We start from the raw sequence: 19,741 nt of genomic DNA on the forward strand, positions 1-19,741 counted from the left end.
GCGTGAATCTCCTGCGTTGTGCGGTCCGGGAGGTCGGGTATCCCGCCGGGTGGCGACGCACACCTCCGGCAATATGCCCCCGTTGGGCCGGGAACGGAGCGGGGCCCCCGTTCTGCAGGAGTTCTGCCGTCGCGGGGCGCAAGGGTCTCGGCATCCACCCCTTCGACGGTGTTCACTGGGCACATGCGATCGATCTGGAAGGGCGCCCTGACCTTCGGCCTCGTCAACGTGCCCGTGAAGGTGTACTCCGCGACCGAAGACCACGACGTGTCGTTGCATCAGGTGCACAACAAGGACGGCGGACGCATCCGCTACCAGCGCATCTGCGAGATCGACGGTGAGGTCGTGCCCTACCAGGACATCGACCGTGCCTTCGACGACGGAGAGCAGACCGTCGTGCTCACCAAAGATGACCTCGCGTCGCTGCCCAGCGAGCGCAGCCGCGAGATCGAGGTCGTGGAGTTCGTGCCCAGCGAGCAGGTCGACCTGCTCACCCTCGACAAGGCCTACTACCTCGAACCGGACTCCTCCTCGCCCAAGGCGTACGTGCTGCTGCGCAAGACGCTGGAGCAGACCGACCGCACCGCGATCGTGCGCTTCTCGCTGCGTCAGAAGACGCGGCTCGCGGCTCTGCGCGTTCGCGGCGACGTCCTCGTGCTGCAGACGCTGCTGTGGGCCGACGAGGTGCGGGAGGCTGCGTTCCCAGCGCTGGACGAGAGCGTGCGGATCTCGGCGAAGGAGCTCGAGATGTCGGCATCCCTCGTCGACAGCTTCTCGAAGGACTTCGACCCCGAGGAGTTCACCGACGAGTACCAGCAGGAGCTGCGCACCCTCATCGACGCCAAGCTCGAGCAGGGCGACTCCCTCGACACGGATGTCACCTTCGGCGCGGCCGAGGAGGAGGACGGCGGGGAGGTCATCGACCTGATGGAGGCGCTGCGGGCGAGCGTCGAGCGCTCGCGCGCGGCGCGGTCGGAGACGAAGGACAAGGCCGCCGACAAGAAGCCGGCGGCCAAGAAGAAGAGCTCGAAAGCGTCCTGAGCGCGTCCGCGGCCGGCGGGAAGCTCAGCGCGCGGGGCGGTCTCCGTCTTCGAGCGTCTTTCGGTCGAGCGTCAGCGCCTCGGCCTCGGCCGGTCCGACGGTTCCCTCACGCTTGGCGGCGGCGCGCTCGCGGAAGTAGTGGATCGCGATGAACACCGCGGTGCCGGCGACGGCGGCCAGCAGGATGACGTCGATGTACTCGGTCACGATGTCGCGGATGAAGGGGATGTACCCCACGGCGTAGCCGAGCATGGTCAGGCCGACACCCCAGACGACGGCCCCGATGAAGTTGTAGAGCGTGTACTTGCGCCACGGCATGTGACCCACGCCCGCGGCGATGGGGGCGAAGGTGCGCACGACGGGCACGAAGCGCGCCAGGATCACCGTCAGCCCGCCGAAGCGCTCGAAGAACGCGTTCGTGCGCTCGACGTTCTTCTTGCTGAAGATGCCGGAGTCCTTGCGCTCGAAGATCGAGGGACCCGCTTTGTGGCCGATGAAGTAGCCGACCTCCCCGCCGACGAACGCCGCGATGCCGATCGCGAGGGCGACCCACCAGGCGTTCAGGCCGAAGACGCCGTCGGGGGCCGCGGGCGTGGAGTGCGAGAGCAGGCCCGCCATGATCAGCAGCGTGTCACCCGGCAGCAGGAAGCCGATCAGCAGGCCGGTCTCGGCGAAGATGATGAAGCACACGACCAGCAGCGCCCAGGGCTGCGAGTTGGTGATGATCGACGCGGGGTCGAGCCACGGGAGCAGTGCGGCGGTGGTGTGGATCACATCGGTCCCGTCGGGTCGGAGAATCGGTGCTGGGAAAGCAGGGAACGTGCGGAAGGGGGGACTTGAACCCCCACGCCCGAAGGCACAGGAACCTAAATCCTGCGTGTCTGCCGATTTCACCACTCCCGCGAGTGGCATCAGTCTAAGCGGGAGGGGCCTTCTCTCGCCGTGAACGAGCCGTCAAAGCACGCGGATGTCACCCGCCGCTCGCGTGTCGGGAATGTGAGCGCACGCCGCCTCCTTGTCATCGGCATGAAGGCGATCACGTATACCCAGCCCGGTGACTCCTCCGTCCTCGCGCTCCAGGAGCGCGCAGTGCCCGACCCCGGCCCCGGCGAGGTGCGCGTCCGCATCGCCGTGTCGGGCGTGAACCCGACCGATTGGAAGGCGCGCGCGGCGACGGGCCGCCCGCTCGCGTTCGATGAGATCACGCCGAACCAGGACGGTGCGGGAGTGGTGGATGCCGTCGGCGACGGCGTCGATTCGCTCTCGGTGGGTCAGCGGGTCTGGGTCTACCTGGCCGCGCATCAGCGTCCGACCGGCACGGCCGCGGAGTACTCGGTGCTCCCCGCCGATCGTGCCGTGCCGCTGGCCGACGGCGCGTCGTTCGAGCTCGGAGCGAGCCTGGGCGTGCCCGCGATGACCGCCCACCGCGCCCTCACCGTGCACGAGGACGGCCCCTCGCGTCTCGCCCCGGGCGCGCTGGCCGGGCGCACCGTGCTCGTGCAGGGCGGCGCCGGTGCCGTGGGCCACGGCGCCATCCAGCTCGCCGTCTGGGCGGGGGCCAAGGTCATCGCCACCGTGAGCAGCGACGAGAAGGCCGCGCTCGCCCGCGCCGCCGGCGCCCACCACGTGCTGCAGTACCCGAGCGCGTCGCTGGCCGACGGCATCCGCGAGATCGCCCCCGACGGCGTCGAGCACATCGTCGAGGTCGCGATCGCCGACAACGCCGGTCTCGACGTCGAGGTGATCGCCAACCACGGCACGATCGGCTACTACGCCGACAACGGCGGAGACACGTTCTCCGCGGCCGTGCGCGAGAGCTTCGCGAAGAACGTGCGTTGGCAGGGCCTGCTGCTCTACACGGTGGGGGAGCGCGCGCTCGCCGCCGCCGCCGAAGACGTCGCGGCCGCCGTGGCCGACGGCGCGCTGCCGGTGGGCGAGGCGGCCGGTCTGCCGCTGAGCTGGTTCGACCTCGGCGAGACGGCCGCGGCCCATGACGCCGTGGAGCAGGGCGCCACCGGCAAGGTGCTCATCCGCGTATCCGACGCGGACTGAGGCCGACGGCCGCACCCGACGACGAACCGCCGGGGCCTCGCGCGTGCGCGTGAGGCCCCGGCGGTTTTCGGTTTCCGTTCCTGCGGCACGCGTCGCCGCGCCCACCGCCCGCGGCCGCGGCGACGGATGCGCGGGTCAGCGCGTGCGGGGGACGTACCGCGGCACCCACCGGATGAAGCCGATGGCCCCGAGCACCGCGACGAGCCCCATGGCACCCACGCCGATCGACAGCGACGCCACCGCCGTGAGGGCGGACACCAGCAGCGGGGCGAGGGCGCCGCCGGCATCGGTCAGCGTGCGCCAGGATCCCAGGAAGGCCGCGGGCTCGTTCGGGGGCGCGATGTCGGCACCGAGGGTGAGCAGGATGCCGCTCGACAGGCCGTTTCCCACCCCCAGCACCGCCGCGAACATCGCGTACCACATCGCCGCGGAGGCCAGATCGTGCGTGAACGACAGCGCGAAGAAGCCTGCGCCCATCAGGACCATGGCCGGGAGCGCCGCCCACAGGCGGCCGAACCGGTCCATCACCTGGCCGCTGGCGTAGAACAGCGCGAAGTCGATCGCGCCCGAGACGCCCACGACGACGGCGATGGTTCCGGCATCCAGTCCGAGCGACACGCCCCACAGCGGCAGCACCACCTGGCGCGCCGAGCGCACAGCCGACAGTGACGCCGCCGCCAGGCCCAGGCGCGCGAGCACGCCGCGGAAGCGCCACATGGTGCGGAAGACGCCGACCCGCTCGACGGTGGGGATGGCCCCGGTGACGGGCTCACCGGTGTCCTCCGCCTCGCGCGAGTCGCCCCCGGCCCGCCGGCTGGGTGCGCCCCCGCCTCCGGGAACGGCCTTCTCGGGGTCGGGGCCGAGGAACACCAGCAGGATCGTGGCGACCTGGCACACGGCGAAGAACACGATGGATGCCGTCTCGTCGCCGAACACCGCCAGCAACGCCGCCGAGATGAAGGGGCCGACGAACATTCCGAGGCGGAAGGTCCCGCCCAGCAGCGACAGCGCCCGCGCGCGGAAGTGGAGCGGCACGCGCGTGGTCATGAACGAGTGCCGCGCGAGGGCGAACGACGCCGCGCAGAACCCGATGAGGAACACCGCCGCCGCGAAGAAGATCAGCGAGGGTGCGAGCACGATCCCGGTGAGGCCGCCGAGGATGACGATCCCGGCGACGCCCATCGTGAGCCGCTCGCCGAACCGCGCGACCGCCCAACCGGCGGGGATGTTGCCGCACAGCTGGCCCACGACGAGGGCGGCGGCCACGAGCGCGGCGACGGCGACGTCGGCACCGAGGCGGTCGGCGATCACGGGGATGAGGGGGATCACCGCGCCCTCGCCGAGCGCGAACAACAGGGTGGGACCGTAGATCATCGGCGCGAAGCGCACCAGCACGTTCCGGGGAGAGTCGGCTGTCACCGTCTCCACGATAGGCTTGATCGCAAATGCTCGAACTCGATTTGACCGCCGACATCCAGGCGCTGCGCTCGACCTTCGCCGATATCCAGGCCGTGGTCGACGTCGACGCACTCACCGCCGACATCGCCCGCCTCAGCGAAGAGGCCGGCGCCCCCGACCTGTGGGACGACGTCGACAACGCCCAGAAGGTGACCAGCCGCCTCAGCCACAAGCAGGCCGAGCTCAAGCGCATCACCGAGATCGAGCAGCGTCTCGACGACCTCGAGGTGCTCGTGGGCCTCGCGATCGAGATGGACGACGAAGACTCCGCCGAGGAATCCCGCAAAGAGCTCGCCGCTCTGCGCGACGTGATCGGCCAGCTCGAGGTGCAGACGCTCCTCGACGGCGAGTACGACGCCCGCTCCGCCGTGGTCACGATCCGCTCCGGTGCCGGCGGCGACGACGCCACCGACTTCGCCGAGATGCTGCTGCGCATGTACCTGCGCTGGGCCGAGCGTCACAAGTACCCCGTCAAGGTCATGGACACCTCCTACGCCGAGGGCGCCGGCATCAAGTCGGCGACGTTCGAGATCGACGTCCCCTACGCCTACGGCACGCTCTCGGTCGAGGCCGGCACGCACCGCCTCGCGCGCATCAGCCCGTTCGGCGGCGCCGACAAGCGCCAGACCAGCTTCGCCGCGGTCGAGGTCATCCCCGTCATGGAGGAGGCCGTCGAGGTCGAGGTCCCCGAGGGCGACATCCGCGTCGACGTGTTCCGCTCCTCGGGCCCCGGTGGTCAGTCGGTCAACACCACCGACTCCGCCGTGCGCATCACCCACCTCCCCACGGGCCTGGTCGTGTCGATGCAGAACGAGAAGTCGCAGATCCAGAACCGCGCCGCCGCCATGCGCGTGCTGCAGACGCGCCTGCTCCTGCTCAAGCGCGAAGAAGAAGCGGCCAAGAAGAAGGAGCTCGCGGGCACGATCACCGCGAGCTGGGGCGACCAGATGCGCTCCTACTTCCTCTACGGTCAGCAGCTCGTGAAAGACCTGCGCACCGGCTACGAGGTCGGCAACCCCGCCGTCGTCTTCGACGGCGACCTCGACGGCCTGATCGCGGCCGGCATCCGCTGGCGCAAGCGCAAAGACGACGACTGAGGCCCCTCGCGGGCGAGAGTCCTGTGGATGCCGGCACTCGGCATCCATAGGACTCTCTCGGTTTCACGACACGGCGCGTCCTGTCGGGCTGCCCGGGGCTCGCGCTTAGGCTCGTCGAGCCATGATCCGGTTCGAGAACGTCACCAAGCGGTATCGCGGCACCGCGAAGCCCGCCCTGAACGCCGTCGACTTCGAGGTGCAGCGCGGGGAATTCGTCTTCCTCGTCGGCGCTTCGGGCTCGGGGAAGTCGTCGTGCCTGCAGTTGATCCTGCGCGCCGAGACCCCCAGCGAGGGGCGCGTCGTCGTGCTCGGTCGCGACCTGCGCACCCTGTCCAACCGCAAGGTCCCCTACTTCCGCCGCCACATCGGTTCGGTCTTCCAGGACTTCCGCCTGCTGCCCAACAAGACGGTGCACCAGAACGTCGCCTTCACGCTGCAGGTGACGGGCGCCTCGCGCGGGTTCATCCAGCAGGCCGTGCCCGAGGTGCTCGCGCTCGTCGGTCTCGACGGCAAAGAGAAGCGCCTGCCGCACGAGCTTTCGGGCGGGGAGCAGCAGCGCGTCGCGATCGCGCGAGCGCTCGTCAACCGTCCGCAGGTGCTGCTGGCCGATGAGCCGACCGGAAACCTCGACCCCGGCACCTCGATCGACATCATGCGCCTCCTCGCGCGCATCAACGCCGGCGGTACGACCGTCGTCATGGCCACGCACGAGGCCGGCTTCGTCGACCAGATGCAGCGCCGCGTGATCGAGCTGCGCGGCGGTGAGATGGTGCGCGACGAGCGTCACGGCGGCTACGGCGACACGTCCAGCCTGCCGCGCCTGGCCCCCGAGGTCGAGAAGGGCGCCGCCGCGGTGGCCGCCCTCACGGCGGTCCTCGAGGTGCAGCGCGAGGTGACGAGCGCGACCGGCTCGGTCGAGCCGCTGCCGACGGCTCGCGCCCCGCGCCCCGCCCCCGTGCAGGCGCCGACGCGTGCGTCGACCCCGGATGCCACGGCATCCGCCCCCGCGGTGACCACGCCGTCGGCCGAACCGGCGCGCGAGCCCGCGACGAACACGCGGTCCATTCCGGTCACGACGCCCGACGTCGAGGCCCTGGGCCTGGCCGACCGCCTCGGCCTCGGGAAGAAGACCGACCGCAACGACGAAGTGGGACCCACGACATGAGGCTCGGGCTCATCCTCTCCGAGGCTTTCACGGGGCTGCGGCGCAACGCGTCGATGGTCATCTCCGTCATCCTCGTCACCTTCGTCTCGCTGACCTTCGTCGGTGCCGCGATGCTCATGCAGATGCAGATCGGCAAGATGCAGTCGTACTGGGCTGATCGCGCTCAGGTCGCGGTCTTCATGTGCGCCGCGGTGTCGAACACCGGCACGTGCGCGACGGGCGAGTCCGCCACGCAGGACCAGATCGACGCGGTGAAGGCGACGCTCGACGGCGAGGCCCTGGCCCCGTTGATCCGCGACTACACCTACTCCACCAGCGAGCAGGTGTTCGAGGATGCCAAGAGTCAACTGCCCGAGGACATCGCGGGCGTCGTGACGGCGGACCAGTTCAACGCCACCTTCAGCATCAACCTCGTCGACCAGAACCAGTCCGACGTCATCATCGAGGCGTTCAGCGGCCAGGCCGGTGTCGAAGAGGTCAAGAACCAGATGCAGTACCTCGAGCCGCTGTTCCAGGCGCTCACGGTCGCGACCTACGTCGCGGTCGGGATCGCGGGGCTCATGCTCATCGCCGCGGTGCTGCTGATCGCCACGACCATCCGTCTGTCCGCTTTCGCTCGACGGCGAGAGCTCGGCATCATGCGTCTGGTCGGCGCCTCGAACCGCTTCATCCAGACACCGTTCGTGGTGGAGGGGGTGATCGCCGCGCTCATCGGGTCGGCGCTCGCCAGTGTCGCGGTGTGGGCGATCGTCGGCGTCGGCGTGAACCAGTACCTGCGCGACCGCATCGGGTTCATCACCTCGTGGGTCGGGCTCGGTGACGTCGCGTTCGTCATCCCCGTGATCGTGGTGATCGGCGTGATCCTCGCGGCGCTGAGCGCGAGCTTCGCGATCCGCCGCTGGCTGCGCGCGTAGCCGCCGGCTGTCGGTCGCTGTTCGTCCTGTAGGCTGTAAGGCTCTGTGTGCCCTTGATCATGAGGAGGTGGCACCATGCCTCGTGAGCAGGGTGAGAAGCTCATCGCGTCGAACAAGAAGGCGCGTCACGACTACGCCATCGAGAAGACGTACGAGGCCGGTCTGGTCCTGACCGGCACCGAGGTGAAGTCGCTGCGCCAGGGGCGCGCGAACCTCACCGACGGCTACGCCTACATCGACGGCGGTCAGGCGTTCCTCGACGCCGTGCACATCCCCGAGTACTCGCAGGGCCACTGGACGAACCACTCCGCCAAGCGCACGCGCAAGCTGCTGCTGCACAAGGAGGAGATCATCAAGCTCTCGCACGCGGTGTCGGCCGGCGGCTACACGCTCGTGCCGCTGCGCCTGTACTTCCTCGACGGCCGCGCGAAGGTCGAGATCGCCGTGGCGAAGGGCAAGCGCGAGTTCGAGAAGCGTCAGACCATCCGCGAGCGTGAAGACAAGCGCGAGGCCGAGCGCGCGATGCGCACGAAGAACCGCCTCGGCGAGTAACCCCTCCCGGCGTCCGCGGTGACGGGCGACGCCGGCTCGACGAGGTTCGCCGCATCGAAACCCGGAGCGTTCACTCCGCGCGGAAGCGTCCCTCCACCACCGAGGTCACCACGATCTCCGGCGGCTGCAGGCTGAACGACGGTCCGCCGTCGGCGGACGCGGACATCAGGCGCGCCCCCAGCGGGGCGGCGGGCTCGGGGCGGGTGCCGAGCAGGCCGGCATCCGCGATCTCGACGGCGGCCACGGATGCCAGGCCCAGGGCGTCGGCGTAGGCCTCCGCGCGTTCGACGGCGACGTGCACCGCCTCGGCGGCGACCTCGCGCTCGACACGCGCGCGGGTGCCGGGGGAGAGGCGCCACTCCACGGCCGTCACCTGCACGTCGTCGGACTCCGTGACATCGCCGAGCCACCACGACAGGGCTCCGGCGTCGACGAAGGTCGCCGACAGCTCCACCGCGGCGTGGTGCACGAGGGGCAGCTGGGCGCCGTCGTTGCTCCACGGGCGGTCGGACCAGACCGACACGCGCGCGCTCGACCATTCCGACACCTCGCCCGAGCGCAGGTGTGCGACGAGGCCGTCCTGCACGGATGCCGCCCGCTCCTGAGCACGCTCCACGACCGGGCCGCGTGCGGGGCCGTCGGTCGACACGGTGACGCGCACGGCGGCCTCCTCGGCGCGCACGCGCGCGTTGCTCTCGCCCCGGACGGTGATGACGACCTCGCTCATGCCGGGAGCCTACGCGACCTCGATCGGTCGGTCCTGTCGGGAATCACGGGGACCAGGGATTGGTTGTAGAGTGTGATGCTCGGGTGCTTCGGCATCCGAGGTGGCAATTCAACAGAGTGACAACGGCCGCTCCTTCACGGAGTTCCCGGGGCTGATCGGTTTCGACAGCGTCTGCGAACCCGCGAGAAAGCGGGCCGAGGATGTGGGGTTATCTCGTTAACGCTCCCTGCAAACCAATAAGTGCCGAAACCAAGCGCACTGACTTCGCCCTCGCTGCGTAAGCGAGCCCGATAGTCCGTCAGACCGTGTGTGACCCCGCCACGGATTCTGGCGTCATTTAGGGGTCTTGCTGTGTGACGGCGTCCGGACGTCACGCGGGACTTTTCCCGGACTGGGCTCGTCGACTTAGGTGTCTGTGACAAAGGTCGGAGCCGAGCAGAACGTCTGCACAGACTGCGCCCGGAGAAAACGCGGACACCCAGCGTTGGACGGGGGTTCGATTCCCCCCAGCTCCACGAGCCGTTGTCACGAGAGAAGCCCTCGCCCCCACCCGTTTCGGTGTGGGCGGGGGCTTTTCGTTTTCCCACGACGCCTCGTCGTGTCGGCGCGCGTTCAGCCCGCGGTGCGGGTGTGCACATCGCTCTCGCCCGAGACCTCGTTGAGCTCGAGGTAGATCCGCCCCTCGGTGCGGGTGAGGGTCGCGGTGTTCCGGCGTTCGATGGCGTCGGCGACGCGCTCGACGAAGCCCGGCTCGAAGCTGTGCAGCAGCACCTCGTCGGCGCGATGGATGCGCTTTCCCGCCCAGGGGGCGGCGACCTTGTCCGGGTCGCGGTGCGTGTAGACGGCGACCCGCTCGGCCTTCATGCTGCCGGTGTGGAGGCGGGCGGCATCCGGAGCCCCCACCTCGATCCACGCCACGAGAGCGCCGGTGAGGTCGCGCACGAGCACGGCGGGTTCGTCGGTTGCTGACACGCCCTCGCTGAAGGCGATGCCCTCCTCGTACTCGAGGCAGTAGGCGAGCACGCGCGTGAGCATGTACGGCGCCGTCTCGGACGGATGCCGGGCAACACGCAGCTGCAGTTCGTCGTAGACGCCGCGGTCGACGTCGGAGAGCTGCACGGTGAACGTGTGAATGGTCGCGCCGATAGCCACGATGCCCGAGCCTACGCGAGCGGGGGAGCGGCGCCGGCGCACGGGGCACGACCGGGCGAGGCATTGCCGACGCGGCGCGGTGCGGCCTAGCGTCGAGGGATGCCAGATCCCCGCGCCCTTCGAATCGACGTCGGCCCGTTCTCGCTCGCTCCCACCCCCGACGCCGCGACGTGGACGGCTCATGCGGTGCCCGTGGCGCGGGTGCAGCCGACGGACGAGGCGGCGCCGGTGGCGAACGCGACGGGCGAGGAAGCCGCTGCGCCGGGCATCACCGCCGCGTGGACGGATTGGGTCGCCTTCGCACAGCGGGTGCTGCGGGCCGACGCCCTGTGGCGCGACGTCGAGGCGCGGGGGGATGCGTGGGACGAGGGCTTCTCCGCGGCTCGCGACGCGGGCGCGATGAACCCCTACCGCTGAGGGGTTCGGCCCGCTTGCGGGGGTTCTCCGTCAGCGCGGTCCTTCGACGAGCACGAGGCTCTGCCGGGTGTCGGCGAGCTTCACGAAGCCGTCGCCGAAGAAGTAGGTGAGCCCGTACCCGTCGACGCCGCGGCCGTTGAGCCAGTCGGGGTTCTCGGTCACGTAGGTGCCGTCGGCCTCCCTTTCGACCTTCCAGCCCGAGGCGACGAGTTCTTGCTCGGCCGTCTGCGCTTCGGTGGTGTCGATGGGGGCCCAGCCGAAGATCTGCACGCGATCGGAAGCGATGTTGGTGTCGCCCCACTTGCACTGGATGCCATCGTCGAGCGCCTTCGCGCCGATGCGGAACGGTTCTTCCTGCGACGTCCAGCCGAGGCTCTTGAAATCGTCTGCCGTCGCCGCGGGGATGATGTTCTCGCAGGTGGCGTCGGGCGTGTCGACCACCGTGTCCGGAGCGTTCGATTCGCCGGGTGCGGCGGCCGTCTCGGCGGGAGCGGGAGCCGAGGTCTCGGGCGAGACTCCGGACGGCGTGGGGGAGGTGCAGCCCGCGAGGACGAGTGCGGCGAGCACGCCCACGGTGGCCGTGCCGCCCGCGCGGAGTCGGCGCGACGGCGTGTCGACGGGCGAGGTGCGGTGGAGCGTCACGGTGCGCCCTCCTCGTGCAGCAGGGCCAGGAAGGCGTCGTGGAGCACTCCGTTGGTGGCGAGCGAGGAGAGGGCGTCGAGACGATCGGTGCCGTCGAACGCCGTGAAGCGCCCGCCCGCCTCGCGCACGATCGGCGCGATCGCGGCGATGTCGTACTCCTTGACGTCGAACTCGGCGACGAGCTCGAGGCGCCCTTCGGCGAGCCACATGTAGGGCAGTGCGTCGCCGTAGCCGCGATCGCGCCACACGGCGCGCGCGAGTCGCTCGAGGGTGGGGAGGAGGTCGACGTCGTCCCACTGTTCGATGCTCTGGAAGCTGATGCTCGACGCGGCGACGTCGTCGATGCCCGACACGTGGATGCGGCGGGTCTCGCCCGACGTCGTGGTCGTCCAGGCGCCCTGTCCGGTCGACGCCCACCAGCGGCGGCCAAGTGCCGGCTGGCTGACCACGCCCACCTGGGGCACACCGTCGACGGTGAGGGCGATGAGGGTCGCCCAGACCGGAATGCCGCGCATGTAGTTGTGCGTGCCGTCGATCGGGTCGATGACCCAGCGGCGCGAGCCCGGGATGGAGGCGTCGTCATCGGAGGCGCCGTACTCTTCGCCGAGGATCGCGTCGTGGGGGCGCTCGGCATCCAGAATCCGGCGGATCGCCCGCTCGGTCTCGAGGTCTGCCTCGGTGACGTGCGTGCGGTCGGGCTTGGTATCGATGCGGAGGTCGGCGGCGTCGAAGCGCGCCATCGCCACCGCGTCGGCGGCGTCGGCCAGACGCAGGGCGAGGGCGAGATCGTCGCTCAGGTCCGCGAGGCGCGCGGCGGGCTCTTCGATGCGGGACACGGCTCCAGGATAACCGTCGTCCCCGGCTCGATTTGGTGTGCTCGCGTCACGCCTGGTAACGTAATCCCTCGGTTCGGAACGCGAGTTTCGGGCCGAACGGAACGCACCTCTAGCTCAATCGGCAGAGCAACTGACTCTTAATCAGTGGGTTCTGGGTTCAAGTCCCAGGGGGTGCACCACCAAGAATCGCCCCTCACTCCGTCACGTGGTGAGGGGCGATTCTGTGTTCGTTCGACGGGCTCGGGTGCACGTGCCGCGCCGGGGTGCTTGTTGCGGTCCCGGCGCCGGGCGGGGATTCGCGCCGATGCTCTCGAGCGGCCGAGGAGGTGGCGGGGCTGCTCGCGGGCTCGGGCGCGTGCACAACGTCTGCGAATGCCATGCTGTGACGATGACGGGTCAGGCAGCCGGATCACGCTGGCGACTCACGCTCGTGTCGGGCGTCGTCTTTCTCTTGGCGGGGTCGGTATTCGCGATCGCCGCTCTGCTGACCATCTCGTGGGGGCGAGAGGGCAATGCATTCGTCGTGATCGCGATGACCGCTTTCCTCGCGACGGGCGTCTTTCTCGCACGGAGGGGCATGAGGCTCCGACGATCGTCGGAGCGCTGAGCATGGCCGGGGGGAACGTGCGAAGTCGTGTCCGGATGCCGGCTGAATGTGCGGCCGGGCCTGAGGGCAATGGTCGACGGGTGAATGCATTCCCTCGCCGGTCGGTGCGGATCGTCGGGTGGGGACCGCTGGCCCCCGGTTCACCGGGATGAGCGGGCGGCGCGGAGCGGGAATCATCGTCATGACGCTCGCGATCGTCGCCGGAGTGGCCTTCGCGATGTCGGAAGTGCTGGCCGGTGAATTCCCGGCCCGCCCGCTGGCGGCGGTCGCGTTCGCGGGTGTCGGGCTCGTGGTGTTCGCGCGGGGCGGCGGAGACGGACGGGTCTGAGTCCGCGTCGCGTCCATGGGTGGGCCAGCAGCCGAAGCGCACGGCATTCGCAGCGGAGGGGTGGCCCCCGCCCCGGGCAGGGGGATGCCAGGGGGTTGGGGCGGGGGCCTCGTCGAGGTTACCTCATTGTCCCCCAAATGGGGGACACGCCGGCGCCTTCTGCTCGGCATCCTGGTGTCGCTGATCGAGCGCCTGGTCCGGTATGCGCGCTCCGACCGGAGTTCTGCGTTCGACGACGACGACGTTCCCTGACGGGAGACCCCGCGACGACGCATTCGTGGGGCACCCCGCACGCGGCGTAAAGCCCCTCGGCTGCCTCCGGGGCGAGAGGCAGAATGGGCCGAGACGCGACCGGCGCGTCGGGACCGGGGGTGGACATGGCCGACGACGAGATCTGGGACGTGACCGATGTCCAGGGGACGCCGACGGGCACGCTCCACCGGCGTGGCGACGGGCCCGTGCCCGAGGGGACGTTCCACGTCGTGGCATCGGTGTGCCTGGTGTCGTCGACGGGCCGGGTGCTGGTGAGCCGCCGCGCGGCGGGGAAGGACTACCCGCTCGCGTGGGAATTCCCGGCGGGTAGCGCGCTGCGCGGCGAGTCGAGTCGTACCGGCGCGGTGCGCGAGCTGGCCGAGGAGACGGGCATGCGCCTCGCGCCCGACGACCTCGTGCTGGTCGGGCGCGTGATCGAGGAGCGGGCCCTGTTCGACCTGTGGGTCGCTCCCATGCGGGGCGAACCGGCTGCGGTGCCCGACCCCGAAGAGGTGCTGGATGCCGAGTGGGTCACGCTCGATGAGGTTCGCCGTCGCTGGAAGGACGGCGTGTTCGCGACGCCGTGGAACCCGCGGTTCGATCAGCTGTGGAACGTGCTGGGGGAGCAGGTCGCGGAGATGGCCCGCGTCGGCCGCTGACGCGGGGGCGTTGTGTCTCGTTCCGCGGCGCCCGGTGAGGGCGCAACGCGTGGTCGCGCGTCGGGGGCGCCCGGGGAGGACGCGCCGCGCGGTGGTGCGGTGGGACGTGCGCCGGCAGGCCGCGGGATCAGAACGGCGGGGGATCGACGTCGACCACGTGGCCGAGCGGTGACCGCCAGTGCACCTCGCCCGTTGCGTCGTCGCGAATCGGCATCCATTCTGAGCCGTGACGCAGGCGATGGTGATGGCGGCACTCGGGTTCGAGGTTGTCGTCGTCGGTCGTGCCGCCGTCGGCCCAGGCGACCAGGTGGTCGAGATCGCACGAGCGAGCCGACCGCCCGCAGCCCGGGAAGATGCAGGTCGGACGCGTAATCCCCAGCCACCGACGGAGGGTGGCGGTGACGCGGTAACTCGTGCGGTCGAGGGCGAGCGGAGCACCCGTGAGCGGGTGGGTGAGCAGACGCGTCCAAGAAGCCGCCCCTCCGGCGAGCTGGCGGGCCGTGTCGAGATCGATCGGGCCGTAGCCGTCGAGGACGGCGGGTTCGTCGGAGGCGCCGAGGAGGGTGAGGGCGGGGACCGTCACGACCACGGATGCCGTGACCCGTGGCACCGCGGTGGCGACGCGTCCGGTCGGGGATGGGGTGGAGCTGTCCGGCGGGGAAGAGCCGCGGTGTTGCTCGGCTGAGCCTCGGCTGGGCGGGTGAGAGGTGATGTGGCGGGCGGGTGGTTCGGGAGCGTCGGCGACCCGGGCCCGCATCTCGTCGTCTGCGTCGGGGTTTCGCGACGGGGGCTCCGCGACCCGGGCCCGCATCTTGGCGTCTGCTTCGGGGTTCTGCGACCCGGGTTCGGCGACCCGAGCCCGCTCGAGGTCGCTCGTGAGCAGATCGGCGAGGGCGTCGGCACGCAGCTGGGCGAGCGTGCGGTCCTCGTCGGGGGCGGCGACGAGATGCCGCGCGACCTGGTCGAGTCGTGCCAGGGCGGCGTGGGCGCGGTCGGCCGGCAGGAGCGCGTTCAGGGTCGCCATACCGTCGAGCTCGGCCGTCAGCCAGACGCCACGGTCGCGCAGGGCCCGGCGATGACGCGCCTCGAGAGACTCGCTGTGCACCCGCTCGCGCAGGGCGCGTGCCGCGACGGCGAAGCGCGCCGGAGTCAGGCGGCTCGCCCGATCGGCAGCTCCGTCGTCGAATGCCGCCCACGAGCCGGCGTCGTCGTCGGGCAGCGTCGCCGAGAGACGGGCGGTCTCGACGGCGTGGCGCTCCGACGTACGGCCGTCGACGAAGCCCGCCCACGACGACGGGCAGCGCTCCTGCAGCACGCGCGCGTGCGCGGCCCGTACCCGCACGGTCTGCTCCGAAAGGCGCAGGCGCACGGCGATCTCGGCGACGGCGGCGCGCTCGGCCAGGTCGATGCGATCGCGCCGTACCGCGGCGACCCGGCGGCGTCGGACGTCGTTCCACGACGCGTCGAGCGTGGGGTCGGCGCCGACCCACGGCTCGGGGGTGACGGTGGCCTCGCTCAGGATGAGGGCGATGAGCCGGTACTCCTCGGCGGTCGCCCGGCGGCGCTCTTCCGCGACGGCCTCGAGGCGGCGGAGACGTTCGTCGGCGAGGGTGCGGGGATCGACCGGCCGCTCCGGCGCGTCGTCGATGGCGGGCGACGCCGAGTCGTGACTGACGAGCCATGCCTCTTCGTCACTCAGGTCGTCGGGCCACGCCAGGTCGAGAAGGCCCATCTCTGTCGCCCATGCGGCGTCGGCCGCGAGGTCGAGCTCCGCCTCGGTCGGAGCCGGGATGTCGGACCATCGCCCGGAGAGCTCGGCCGCCTCGGCGCTCTCCGCAGCCTCGGCGCCCTCCCGAGCGACCGGAGGGATCCGGTCGGTCCGAGAGGCGGAGAAGTTCATGACAGGACGCTATCGCCGACCTCCGACATCGACGGAAAAACCCGGTGAAATGCTCTTTCCACCCCGTCGCGGGAGCCCGGCGCGCTCCGCCGAACGTCGTGATCCGGCGATGCCTGCCCGACATCGTGATCCGGCACCCCTTCTGTGCCTTCCACGGGCCGACCACGCGTGTCACGATCTCCCCATGACTCCCGACGCCCGCCCCGCCGCGCGCGACGGCACCCCCGACGGCACCGCGAAACGCCTCTCGCTCGCCGCTCTCGCCGCTCCCGACGCTCCCGACGCTCCCGACGCTCCCGACGCTCCCGCCTCGCCCGAAGCCCCCGACGCCCCCGTCCTCACCGACATCCCCGTACCCGGGGGTTCGCTGCGCATGGGGGAATGGCATCCGGACGCCGCGGGCATGCCGTGGCTACTCGTGCACGGGGTCACGGCCTCGCACCGCGCGTGGGCGTGGCTGGCGGAAGAGACCGAGGTGCGACTGATCGCCCCCGACCTGCGCGGGCGCGGGCGCAGCACGGCATCGGTGAGTACGGCATCCGTAAGCACAGCAACCGTCCGTTCAGGCGAATCCGGGGAGACCGGACCAAAAGGGTCGGATGCCACCGGCCTGGCCCGGCACGCCGACGACCTCGCCGCCGTGCTCGATGCGAAGGGCGTGGAGCGCGCGATCGTCGTCGGCCACTCGATGGGCGCGTTCGTCGCGGCGGTGTTCGCCGATCGGCATCCGGATCGGACGGAGCTCGTCGTTCTCGTCGACGGGGGTCTGCCGCTCGACCTGCCGGCCGGCATGGATCCGCGCGCGGCCGTGCGACACGTGCTGGGGCCGACGGCGGCGCGCCTCGACATGCGCTTCGAGACGGTGGCGGCGTACCGCGCCTTCTGGCGCACGCACCCGGCGTTCCTCGACCGGGAGGACCCCCTGCTCGACGCGTACTTCGCCTACGACCTGATCGGTCGCGAACCGGCGCTGCACCCCGCGACCTCGTTCGCCGCGGTGGAGGCTGACTCGATCGACCAGAACACCGGTTCGGCGATCGCCCGCGCGCTCGAGCGTCTCCCGCGGCCGACGACGCTGCTCGCGGCGGAGCGCGGGCTGCGCGGCGAGGTCCCGCCGCTGTACCCCGACCTCGACGCCCTCCGTCGCGCACACCCCTCCCTGACGCGAGTGCGCCGGGTGCCGCACGTCGATCACTACTCGATCGTCATGTCGGCACCCGGTGCGAGAGCGGTGCGGGACGCGGTGCGGGATGCGGTGCGGGATGCGGGGGAGGGGTCCGTCGAGACCGGTTAGGCCGCGTCGCCCACCAGCACCGCAGCGCCCTCGTCGGCCGCGTCCGGGTGCGCGGTGTCGACGTGCGCGAGCAGGCGACGACCGAACAGGATGCACCCGGCCGCGATCGCGACCGACACCGCGGCCATCACGTAGGGCACACCGGCGCCGTAGGCGTGCCACAGCAGGGCGGCCAGCGGCGGGGCCACCGCGCCACCGAGGAAGCGCACGGCGGAGTACGCCGACGACGCCACCGAACGCGGCAGATCGGTGGCCTCCATCACCGCCTCGGTGAGGGCGGTGTTCACCACGCCCAGCACGAGACCGCCGACCACGATGCACACGACCAGCGCGCTCGCCGACGACACGATGAACGCGGCGACGAGGAGGTCGAGGGCGAGGAGGGGGAGCGCGATCAGCAGCACCGTCGTCAGGCGCAGGCGCCGCAGCAGGAGCGGTGCCACCCAGACGCTGGTGATCGCCAGACCCAGGCCCCAGCCGAAGAACGTCAGGCCGATGCCCATCGCGCCGAAGCCGAGGGGGAAGGGCGAGAACGCCAGCAGCGTGAAGAAGCCGATGTTGTAGAACAACGCGGTGGCGGCGAGGATCGCGAGCGCCGGCCTGCCCAGGGCGCGGAACGGGGCGCTGAAGGGCAGCGGCGTGCGGGCGGGCGTCGGGCCGCGCAGCAGCACGAGAACCGCGACGAACGCGATCGCCATCAGCACGACCACGCCGAAGAACGGTCCGCGCCAGCTGACCTCGCCCAGGATGCCGCCGAGCAGGGGCCCGATCGCGATGCCGAGGCCGAGAGCGGCTTCGTACAGGATGATGGCGGCCGAGCTGCCGCCGGAGGCGGCCCCCACGATCGTGGCGAGGGCGGTGGAGATGAAGAGGGCGTTGCCCAGACCCCAGCCGGCACGGAAACCGATGACGGCGTCGACACTGCCGCTCAGCGCGCAGAGCAGCGAGAACACCACGATGAGCGCGAGACCCACGAGCAGGGTCGCCTTCGCGCCGATGCGGCTCGAGATCCAACTCGTCACGAGCATCGCGAGGCCCGTCACCACGAGGTAACTCGTGAACAGCAGTTCGGTCTCGACCGGCGACGCCTCGAGCGCGTCGGCGATGGCGGGGAGGATCGGATCGACCAGGCCGATCCCCATGAACGCCACGACGCACGCGAACGCGACAGCCCAGACCTGGGCGGGTTGCTTCCAGACACTGGGTGCCGTGCGGGCGGGGGACGTCTTGACGGAATGTGCTGCGCTACCGGTGCTCACCGGACAGCCTCCTTCTCGATTGCGGAATCCTCGGTCGACCCGACGGGCACGAGCCCGACACGCAGCGACAGCGCCGCGGCGGCCACGCTCACCGCCTCCCACTCCTCGTCCGACAGGTCGGCGACGTGGGGGGCGAGGGCGGCGCGAAACTGCTCGTACCAGCGCGCCAGGGCCTGCAGGCCCTCGCCGGTGGCGGCGACCACGCTCACGCGCGAATCGCCGGGGTGCGCACTGCGTACGACGAGGCCGGCGGCATCCATCTGGTGAACGAGGCGCGTCATGCCGGGCTGCGTCACGCGACTGAGGGTCGCGAGATCGCCCAGGCGTTGGGGCCCGTGGTCGCGGAGGAGCGTGAGGGTGCGCCACTGGGCGGCGGGGGCCTCGCTCTGGGTGTCGAGGGCCGCGATGCGCGTGAGGGCGTGCACCGCGAGCAGCAGGCGCTGCAGGTCGTCGTCGCGGGTCATACCGAAAAGCATACCCCCGGTATATACCTAGGGCATCTTTCCCGGGCGCCCGCGGATCGGGGCCACGCCCCGCGGCGCTGCCCCGCGAGGCCGCGCCGCGTGCTACCGCGCCGCGATGCGCGTCGACAGCTGGTGCGCGTGCGCCAGCAGGACGCGCCCGAGCTCGGCGAGGCGCTCGCCGCCGAAGCGGAACTCCACACCGGTCAAGCTCAGCGCCCACTGCGGGTCGCCCGCGCGTGTGAAGACCGCGGCCCCGAGCCCCCAGCTGCCCTCGACGATGAGTCCGGGGTTCACGGCGTAGCCGCGGGCCTTCGTGTAGGCGATGCGGGTGCGCAGGCGCGCGGCGGAGTGGGAGGTGCCCCAGCGGTCCACGAGCTCGGGATGCCGTTCCAGGTAGGCGTCCACATCCTGGGGCGGCAGGAACGCGAGGATCGCCAGACCCGCCGACGCTACGCCCAGCGGGAAGCGCACGCCCTCCGACAGCACGAACGAGCGGATCGGGAAGCTGCCGTCCTCCCGCATCAGGCACACCGTCTCGTCGCCGCGGCGCACCGACAGGAACGCGCTCTCCTCGGTGCGCACCGCCAGTGAGCGCACGATGTCGCGCGCCGTCGCGGTGATGTCGAAACGGGATGCCGCGACGCTGCCCATCAGGTACAGCTCGGGTCCCGGCAGCCACCGCCCCGAGGTCTCGTCGCGGTCCATGAGCCCCTCCGCGCGCAGGGCGCTGAGCAGGCGATGCACGGTGGGGCGGGTGAGGTCCGCCTCGCGCGCGAGGTCGCCGACCGTCGCCCCCGTCGCCCCCGCCGCCGTGACGAGCCGCAGCAGGCGGGCCGCTCGGGCGATGGCCTGCGCACCGGGCACCGCGGCGGCCCCGCTGCCCTGGCCGCGGGCGGGGGAGGAAGCGTCGACGGTGTCCACGATG

Annotated in this window: 20 protein-coding genes, 2 tRNA genes and 1 other RNA gene; 12 read left to right on the top strand and 11 right to left on the bottom strand. The window is 71.1% G+C overall.

The window, feature by feature from the left end; all coding sequences use genetic code 11:
- The first annotated feature begins 183 nt into the window (after window positions 1–183).
- Complete coding sequence (locus ACK4LS_RS01075; protein WP_409712234.1) at window positions 184–1,041, top strand: Ku protein; 858 nt, start codon at window positions 184–186, stop codon at window positions 1,039–1,041.
- Between the two features lie 24 nt (window positions 1,042–1,065).
- Here ACK4LS_RS01075 and ACK4LS_RS01080 read toward each other — a convergent pair whose 3' ends face one another.
- Together ACK4LS_RS01080 and ACK4LS_RS01085 are read right to left on the bottom strand one after the other, a co-directional pair.
- The gene (locus ACK4LS_RS01080) at window positions 1,066–1,815 is read right to left on the bottom strand and encodes a DedA family protein (protein ID WP_409712236.1); all 750 of its coding nucleotides are present in this window, start codon (window positions 1,813–1,815) and stop codon (window positions 1,066–1,068) included.
- 47 nt (window positions 1,816–1,862) lie between these two features.
- Window positions 1,863–1,944, bottom strand: a tRNA-Leu gene (locus ACK4LS_RS01085).
- 123 nt (window positions 1,945–2,067) lie between these two features.
- Here ACK4LS_RS01085 and ACK4LS_RS01090 point away from each other — a divergent pair.
- Window positions 2,068–3,093, top strand: a complete 1,026-nt coding sequence (locus tag ACK4LS_RS01090; protein ID WP_409712542.1) for an NADPH:quinone reductase — start codon at window positions 2,068–2,070, stop codon at window positions 3,091–3,093.
- 135 nt (window positions 3,094–3,228) lie between these two features.
- On the opposite strand, the gene ACK4LS_RS01095 is transcribed toward ACK4LS_RS01090, so the two are convergent.
- Window positions 3,229–4,467, bottom strand: coding sequence for an MFS transporter (locus ACK4LS_RS01095; protein ID WP_409712544.1), 1,239 nt, complete (start codon window positions 4,465–4,467; stop codon window positions 3,229–3,231).
- Window positions 4,468–4,538: 71 nt separating this feature from the next.
- On the opposite strand from ACK4LS_RS01095, the gene prfB reads away from it, so the two are divergent.
- The 4 genes from prfB (at window position 4,539) to smpB (ending at window position 8,279) form a co-directional block, all read left to right on the top strand.
- On the top strand, window positions 4,539–5,648 hold the full coding sequence (gene prfB / locus ACK4LS_RS01100) for a peptide chain release factor 2 (RefSeq protein ID WP_409712238.1): 1,110 nt from the start codon (window positions 4,539–4,541) through the stop codon (window positions 5,646–5,648).
- Between the two features lie 121 nt (window positions 5,649–5,769).
- Entirely contained in the window at window positions 5,770–6,813 is a 1,044-nt protein-coding gene (gene ftsE / locus ACK4LS_RS01105; protein ID WP_409712240.1) for a cell division ATP-binding protein FtsE, read from the top strand.
- Window positions 6,810–7,727, top strand: a complete 918-nt coding sequence (gene ftsX / locus ACK4LS_RS01110) for a permease-like cell division protein FtsX (protein WP_409712242.1) — start codon at window positions 6,810–6,812, stop codon at window positions 7,725–7,727. The genes ftsE and ftsX overlap by 4 nt, the downstream gene beginning before the upstream one ends.
- A 75-nt stretch (window positions 7,728–7,802) precedes the next feature.
- Entirely contained in the window at window positions 7,803–8,279 is a 477-nt protein-coding gene (smpB, locus tag ACK4LS_RS01115) for an SsrA-binding protein SmpB (protein ID WP_074696877.1), read from the top strand.
- Between the two features lie 70 nt (window positions 8,280–8,349).
- Here smpB and ACK4LS_RS01120 read toward each other — a convergent pair whose 3' ends face one another.
- Window positions 8,350–9,006, bottom strand: a complete 657-nt coding sequence (locus ACK4LS_RS01120) for an SIMPL domain-containing protein (RefSeq protein WP_409712245.1) — start codon at window positions 9,004–9,006, stop codon at window positions 8,350–8,352.
- Between the two features lie 147 nt (window positions 9,007–9,153).
- Between ACK4LS_RS01120 and ssrA the strand changes: the two genes are divergently transcribed.
- Window positions 9,154–9,524, top strand: a transfer-messenger RNA (tmRNA) gene (gene ssrA, locus ACK4LS_RS01125).
- Between the two features lie 94 nt (window positions 9,525–9,618).
- Here ssrA and ACK4LS_RS01130 read toward each other — a convergent pair.
- Window positions 9,619–10,158, bottom strand: a complete 540-nt coding sequence (locus ACK4LS_RS01130; RefSeq protein WP_409712247.1) for a YaeQ family protein — start codon at window positions 10,156–10,158, stop codon at window positions 9,619–9,621.
- 99 nt (window positions 10,159–10,257) lie between these two features.
- Here ACK4LS_RS01130 and ACK4LS_RS01135 point away from each other — a divergent pair, with 99 nt between their 5' ends.
- The gene (locus tag ACK4LS_RS01135; RefSeq protein WP_409712248.1) at window positions 10,258–10,575 is read left to right on the top strand and encodes a hypothetical protein; all 318 of its coding nucleotides are present in this window, start codon (window positions 10,258–10,260) and stop codon (window positions 10,573–10,575) included.
- 30 nt (window positions 10,576–10,605) lie between these two features.
- On the opposite strand, the gene ACK4LS_RS01140 is transcribed toward ACK4LS_RS01135, so the two are convergent.
- Together ACK4LS_RS01140 and ACK4LS_RS01145 are read right to left on the bottom strand one after the other, a co-directional pair.
- Window positions 10,606–11,217 (bottom strand): hypothetical protein, encoded by a 612-nt coding sequence (locus ACK4LS_RS01140; RefSeq protein WP_409712250.1) that lies wholly within the window; start codon window positions 11,215–11,217, stop codon window positions 10,606–10,608.
- Entirely contained in the window at window positions 11,214–12,053 is an 840-nt protein-coding gene (locus tag ACK4LS_RS01145; RefSeq protein WP_409712252.1) for an inositol monophosphatase family protein, read from the bottom strand. Before ACK4LS_RS01145 ends, ACK4LS_RS01140 begins: the two co-directional genes overlap by 4 nt.
- A 103-nt stretch (window positions 12,054–12,156) precedes the next feature.
- Here ACK4LS_RS01145 and ACK4LS_RS01150 point away from each other — a divergent pair.
- From ACK4LS_RS01150 to ACK4LS_RS01160, 3 genes are all read left to right on the top strand, one after another.
- Window positions 12,157–12,232, top strand: a tRNA-Lys gene (locus ACK4LS_RS01150).
- Window positions 12,233–12,841: 609 nt separating this feature from the next.
- On the top strand, window positions 12,842–12,988 hold the full coding sequence (locus tag ACK4LS_RS01155) for a hypothetical protein (RefSeq protein ID WP_409712254.1): 147 nt from the start codon (window positions 12,842–12,844) through the stop codon (window positions 12,986–12,988).
- A 377-nt stretch (window positions 12,989–13,365) separates the two neighbouring features.
- On the top strand, window positions 13,366–13,899 hold the full coding sequence (locus ACK4LS_RS01160; protein ID WP_409712256.1) for an NUDIX hydrolase: 534 nt from the start codon (window positions 13,366–13,368) through the stop codon (window positions 13,897–13,899).
- Between the two features lie 127 nt (window positions 13,900–14,026).
- Here ACK4LS_RS01160 and ACK4LS_RS01165 read toward each other — a convergent pair whose 3' ends face one another.
- Window positions 14,027–15,799, bottom strand: coding sequence for a DUF222 domain-containing protein (locus ACK4LS_RS01165; protein WP_409712258.1), 1,773 nt, complete (start codon window positions 15,797–15,799; stop codon window positions 14,027–14,029).
- 184 nt (window positions 15,800–15,983) lie between these two features.
- Between ACK4LS_RS01165 and ACK4LS_RS01170 the strand changes: the two genes are divergently transcribed.
- On the top strand, window positions 15,984–17,093 hold the full coding sequence (locus ACK4LS_RS01170) for an alpha/beta fold hydrolase (protein WP_409712260.1): 1,110 nt from the start codon (window positions 15,984–15,986) through the stop codon (window positions 17,091–17,093).
- Here ACK4LS_RS01170 and ACK4LS_RS01175 read toward each other — a convergent pair.
- The 3 genes from ACK4LS_RS01175 to ACK4LS_RS01185 form a co-directional block, all read right to left on the bottom strand.
- Window positions 17,090–18,352: an MFS transporter gene (locus tag ACK4LS_RS01175; protein WP_409712262.1), complete on the bottom strand. Its 1,263-nt coding sequence runs from the start codon at window positions 18,350–18,352 to the stop codon at window positions 17,090–17,092. The genes ACK4LS_RS01170 and ACK4LS_RS01175 overlap by 4 nt on opposite strands.
- A complete protein-coding gene (locus ACK4LS_RS01180; protein ID WP_409712264.1) occupies window positions 18,349–18,816 on the bottom strand; it encodes a MarR family winged helix-turn-helix transcriptional regulator in 468 nt (155 codons plus the stop codon). Before ACK4LS_RS01180 ends, ACK4LS_RS01175 begins: the two co-directional genes overlap by 4 nt.
- A gap of 102 nt (window positions 18,817–18,918) precedes the next feature.
- Window positions 18,919–19,737 (bottom strand): IclR family transcriptional regulator, encoded by an 819-nt coding sequence (locus tag ACK4LS_RS01185; RefSeq protein WP_409712266.1) that lies wholly within the window; start codon window positions 19,735–19,737, stop codon window positions 18,919–18,921.
- Window positions 19,738–19,741 lie beyond the last annotated feature (4 nt).

This window comes from Microbacterium sp. (assembly GCF_046295495.1).
GTDB lineage: Bacteria > Actinomycetota > Actinomycetes > Actinomycetales > Microbacteriaceae > Microbacterium.

Bases quoted from the DNA above. Each gene is read 5' to 3' on its own strand.
- ACK4LS_RS01180 (WP_409712264.1), bottom strand. From the start codon at position 18,816: ATGACCCGCGACGACGACCTGCAGCGCCTGCTGCTCGCGGTGCACGCC.
- smpB (WP_074696877.1), top strand. From the start codon at position 7,803: ATGCCTCGTGAGCAGGGTGAGAAGCTCATCGCGTCGAACAAGAAGGCG.
- ACK4LS_RS01155 (WP_409712254.1), top strand. From the start codon at position 12,842: ATGACGCTCGCGATCGTCGCCGGAGTGGCCTTCGCGATGTCGGAAGTG.
- ftsE (WP_409712240.1), top strand. From the start codon at position 5,770: ATGATCCGGTTCGAGAACGTCACCAAGCGGTATCGCGGCACCGCGAAG.
- ACK4LS_RS01120 (WP_409712245.1), bottom strand. From the start codon at position 9,006: ATGAGCGAGGTCGTCATCACCGTCCGGGGCGAGAGCAACGCGCGCGTG.
- ACK4LS_RS01165 (WP_409712258.1), bottom strand. From the start codon at position 15,799: ATGAACTTCTCCGCCTCTCGGACCGACCGGATCCCTCCGGTCGCTCGG.
- ACK4LS_RS01095 (WP_409712544.1), bottom strand. From the start codon at position 4,467: ATGATCTACGGTCCCACCCTGTTGTTCGCGCTCGGCGAGGGCGCGGTG.
- ACK4LS_RS01170 (WP_409712260.1), top strand. From the start codon at position 15,984: ATGACTCCCGACGCCCGCCCCGCCGCGCGCGACGGCACCCCCGACGGC.
- ACK4LS_RS01135 (WP_409712248.1), top strand. From the start codon at position 10,258: ATGCCAGATCCCCGCGCCCTTCGAATCGACGTCGGCCCGTTCTCGCTC.
- ACK4LS_RS01090 (WP_409712542.1), top strand. From the start codon at position 2,068: ATGAAGGCGATCACGTATACCCAGCCCGGTGACTCCTCCGTCCTCGCG.
- prfB (WP_409712238.1), top strand. From the start codon at position 4,539: ATGCTCGAACTCGATTTGACCGCCGACATCCAGGCGCTGCGCTCGACC.
- ftsX (WP_409712242.1), top strand. From the start codon at position 6,810: ATGAGGCTCGGGCTCATCCTCTCCGAGGCTTTCACGGGGCTGCGGCGC.
- ACK4LS_RS01075 (WP_409712234.1), top strand. From the start codon at position 184: ATGCGATCGATCTGGAAGGGCGCCCTGACCTTCGGCCTCGTCAACGTG.
- ACK4LS_RS01160 (WP_409712256.1), top strand. From the start codon at position 13,366: ATGGCCGACGACGAGATCTGGGACGTGACCGATGTCCAGGGGACGCCG.